Annotated in this window: 3 protein-coding genes; all 3 read right to left on the reverse strand. The window is 69.9% G+C overall.

The window, feature by feature from the left end; genetic code table 11:
* On the reverse strand, positions 1 to 557 hold a 557-nt coding region (locus tag AC1D15_RS20665), incomplete at its 3' end, for an XrtA system polysaccharide deacetylase (RefSeq protein WP_477827441.1).
* Between the two features lie 16 nt (positions 558 to 573).
* Positions 574 to 2,730: an XrtA/PEP-CTERM system-associated ATPase gene (locus tag AC1D15_RS20670; protein ID WP_477827442.1), complete on the reverse strand. Its 2,157-nt coding sequence runs from the start codon at positions 2,728 to 2,730 to the stop codon at positions 574 to 576.
* A gap of 2 nt (positions 2,731 to 2,732) precedes the next feature.
* Positions 2,733 to 4,019, reverse strand: a 1,287-nt coding sequence (locus tag AC1D15_RS20675) for a porin family protein (protein WP_477827443.1), incomplete at its 5' end; no start/stop codon positions are given.

Here is a 4,019-nt window from a genome sequence, read left to right on the forward strand (position 1 = left end):
GCACGCACCGTCGTGATCGGCAGCTCGGTCAGCCCGTCGCGCACCTGGTAAGGAAAGCGCGGCGCGTCCGGCATGCCGTAGTGGTCGTGCTGCACCGGGTAGACGCTGGAGCTGTAGACGTAGCCCGCTTCCTTCAGCACGTCGAAGGCCCACAGGTTGTCGGCCCCGATCGAGAAGCTCGGCGCGCGATACCCGATCACCCGCACGCCGGCGATGTCCTCGAGGATGCGCTTCGCATTCGTCACGTCGTGGCTGAACGCCTCGCGCGACAACTCGCTCGCCCGCTGGTGCCCGTAGCCGTGGCTCGCCAGTTCGTGCCCGTCGTCGACGATGCGGCGCACCACCTGCGGGTAGCGCTCGGCGATCCAGCCGAGCGTGAAGAACGTGGCCTTCGCATGGTTGTCGGCAAAGCGCCGCAGCAGGCGRTCGACGTTCGCCTCGACGCGGCACGGGATCGAATCCCAGCGGTCGCGCGCGATGAACGGCGCCAGCGCCGAGACCTGGAAGTAGTCCTCGACGTCGACCGTCAGGGCGTTGGTGATCGGGTTCTTGGTCATGGACTCAGGGACAAATTCAGCGAACGGATTCGGCAGCGCGGGCGGTCGACGAGACGCGCATCGAGGCCGGCAGCCAGCTGCGCAGGTGCTTCGCGATGCGGCTGGCGGTGCCGCCGTCCCAGTATTCGGRCACGTCGACGCGCGCGGATTCGGTCAGCAGGATCTCGCGCACGGCTTTCAGCGCCTGCTCGACGTTGCGGCCGACGACGATGCTCGACGGATCGGCCACCGGCGTGCCGCTGCGGTCGTTGCCGAGCGTGATGCTGCGCACACCGAGCGTCACCGCCTCCTCGACCAGCTCGCCTTCGCTGCCGGCGATCAGGCAGCGCGCCTGCTGCAGCAGCCCGATCTCTTCCAGGTAGCCCTGCGCCGGCATCACGATCACGCCGGCATCGGCCAGGCGCGCCTCCTGCCCGGTGGATTTCAGCGCGACCAGCGCCTCCTCGCGCAGCGGCCACACCAGCGGCAGCTCGCGGCCCAGCGTCGCGAGCATCGGCAGCAGCTCGTCCATGGTCTTCGGCTGCAGCGCCAGGCTCACCAGCCCGAAGCCGCGCGGGTCGTTCAGCACCGCCGGCGAGAGCTTGGCGCGCGCGAACGATTCGAGCGGCGGCACCGCATGCGGCAGCCCGAAGTGCAGCAGGTTGGCTGCCAGGCTGCCGACGCAGTGCACCCGGTCCGACGGGATGCCCTCGCGGTACAGCGTGTAGTAGGTCAGCAGCTTGTTCGTGTAGAGCGCATCGGCCACGCGGTCGATCAGCACGCCGTTCATCTCGGCGCTGGCGCTGCCGCCGGTGTTGCGCTGGCCGGCGTCGAGCCGCAGCACCGGCACGCCGCGCTTGTTGGCGAGCAGCGTGCACATCARCACCGCATCCGATTTGCCGACCGCCAGCACCGCGCTCGGCATGAACTCGGCCAGCACCTCGTCGAAGCGCGTCAGCGCGGCGGCCGAGCCGTGCGCCACGCCGACCGCGTGCGCGCCGATGCCGAGGTGGATCTCCATCTTCGGCAGCGGCAGCACCGCGGCACCGGCCGCGCCGATCGCCAGGCCCTCTTCGGTGCCGGGCTGTACCGCCATCAMCGGCGGCAGGTCGCCGTACTCCTCGAGCACGCGCGACAGCGCGCCGATCTTCAGGAAATCGGTGCGGGTATCGACCACGCACAGCAACGGGCGCTGCAGCTTGCTGCCGCTGCGCGAGCGCTGGACCACGCCGAGGCTCGCGTTGTTGCCGATGTTCCCGCCGAAGTCCACCGCCGCGTCCAGCACCGGCAGCGCCGGGTTGGGCGGAATCGTCACGTCGGGTCGGCCGTGGCCGCTGGCATGGCCCGCCGTGGACACCAGCATCGGCACGTCGGCGAGTTCGCCGATCTCGCTGCGCAGCTCGCCGGCGGTCTGGTCCACCGTCTCGGCCGAGATCGCGTCCTTGCCCGACAGGAAGGCGGCGAGGAACAGCCGGTTGCACAACCGGTTGATGCGGCGCGGCACGCCGCCGGTCCAGCGGTGGATCGCGTCGAACGCATCGTCGGCGAAGGCCGGCGAATCCTTCCAGCCGACGCGGTGCAGCCGGTGCTCGATGTAGGCGCGCGTCTCGGTCTGGTCGAGCGGCCCGAGGTGGCACGACGCGATCACGCGCTGGCGCAGTTGCTCCATCGACTTCGATTGCAGCAGCGTGCGCAGCTCCGGCTGGCCGATCAGGAAGCTCTGCAGCAGCGCATGGTTGCCGAGCTGGAAGTTCGACAGCATGCGCAGCTCTTCGACCGCCTCGTGCTTCAGGTTCTGCGCCTCGTCGACGATCAGCAGCGCACGCCGGCCCTTCGCGGCCAGCGCGGTGAGGAAGCCCTCGAGGCTCGCGATCAGGTGCGCCTTCGACGCGCCCGCGGTCGGCACGCCGTACGCGGTGAGGATGGCGCGCAGCAGGTCGCCCGATTCGAGCTGCGTGCTGACCACCTGCGCGGCCACCACCTTCTCGGCGTCCAGCCCTTCGAGCAGCGTGCGCACCAGCGTGGTCTTGCCGGCACCGATCTCGCCGGTGACGACGATGAAGCCCTCGCCCTGGTGCACGCCGAACTTCAGGTAGGCCAGCGCGTTGCTGTGCCCGCGGCTGTCGAAATAGAACGCCGGGTCCGGGTTCAGCTGGAAAGGCGGGCCACTGAGGCCGAAGTGCGACTCGTACATGGTCAGAAGCGGTAGCGCAGCCCGGCGTAGATGGCCTGCTCGCCGTCGAGGTCGACGGAGGTCAGCGTCGTGCTGTTGGATTTGACGGTGAGGCGGCGCGCACCGATCGTCGCCGTGGTGTGCGGCGACAGCGTGCGCGTGCCCTCGACGCGCAGCGAATACTGCGTCGTGTAGCGGCCGAGGTTGCTGCCGCCCAGCCCCTCGATGCGCGAGCCGTCGCCGATCACGGTCAGCGTGGTCAGCGGCCCGAGCTTGTAGTCCCAGCCGAGCGACGCCGATTTCTGCTCGGTGTCGTACGACGGGTCGGGGATGTTGGTCTGGCCCGCCATCTGCAGCGCCTGCTGCTTCAGGTAGCCCACCTGCAGGTAGATGCGGTTGCGCCGGCCCTGCAGCGCGGCCTGGAAGCCGGCGCTCTCGCGCAGCTGGGCCACCACCGAATACAGCGCGGACGGGTTGATGCCGCCGCCCACCGGCACCGGCGACGCGCTGCCGGGCGGCAGCACGCCGTTGTCCGGGATGCCCTGGCTCGACACCGTGCGGCTCGCCTGCAGCCCGATCGTCGTGGTGGCCGAGTTGTGCGCATAGACGGCGTCCCAGCCGTTGCCGAAGTAGCGGTGCTCCACCGTCACGCGCAGGTTGCTGCGCTCGTCGGGCCGCCAGGTGACGCGCCCGCCGTACAGCGTGTCGGTCGGCGTGTCGGCCAGCAGCGAGGTCTTCTCGCGCCCGCCGACGATGCCCAGCACCAGCTGCGGCTGCGGTTGCCAGTTCAGCCACAGCCGCGCCTCGCGCGTGCTGAGCGTCTGGCCCTGCGTGAAGTCGTCGCTCTCGTCGTGCGYCTTCACCTCGATCTGCAGGCCGAAGCTGCGCGGCGCGCGCTCGTACGAGACGATCTTGTCCAGGCCCTTGGTGGTGCGCACCTGCTTGGTCAGGAAGTCGGTGATGCGCGCATGCGTGTAGTCGACGCGCGCGAGCATCGAGTCGAGCTCGTTGAAGCGGTGCATCAGGTACGGGCTCAGCCCGTAGCGGCGGCGCGGCTCCAGCTTGTACGAGGTGGCAGCCTCGGGGCGCGTCGCGTACGGGTCGTCGAAGGTCGGGTCGATCCGGTACCAGGCGTCGAAGTAGGCCCAGTCCTCGATCACCTTCGAGGCGAGGTCGATGCGTGCGCGCGGCAGCACGCGCGACGGCTGGCTGTCGTTCAGGTAGCTCAGGCTGCTGATCGCGGCATTGCCGCTCAGCGTGATGCGCGGGCCGCGGCGCTCGAACACGATCGACGGCTGCACCTCGAGCAC

This window comes from Rhizobacter sp. P2_H2 (assembly GCF_056403375.1).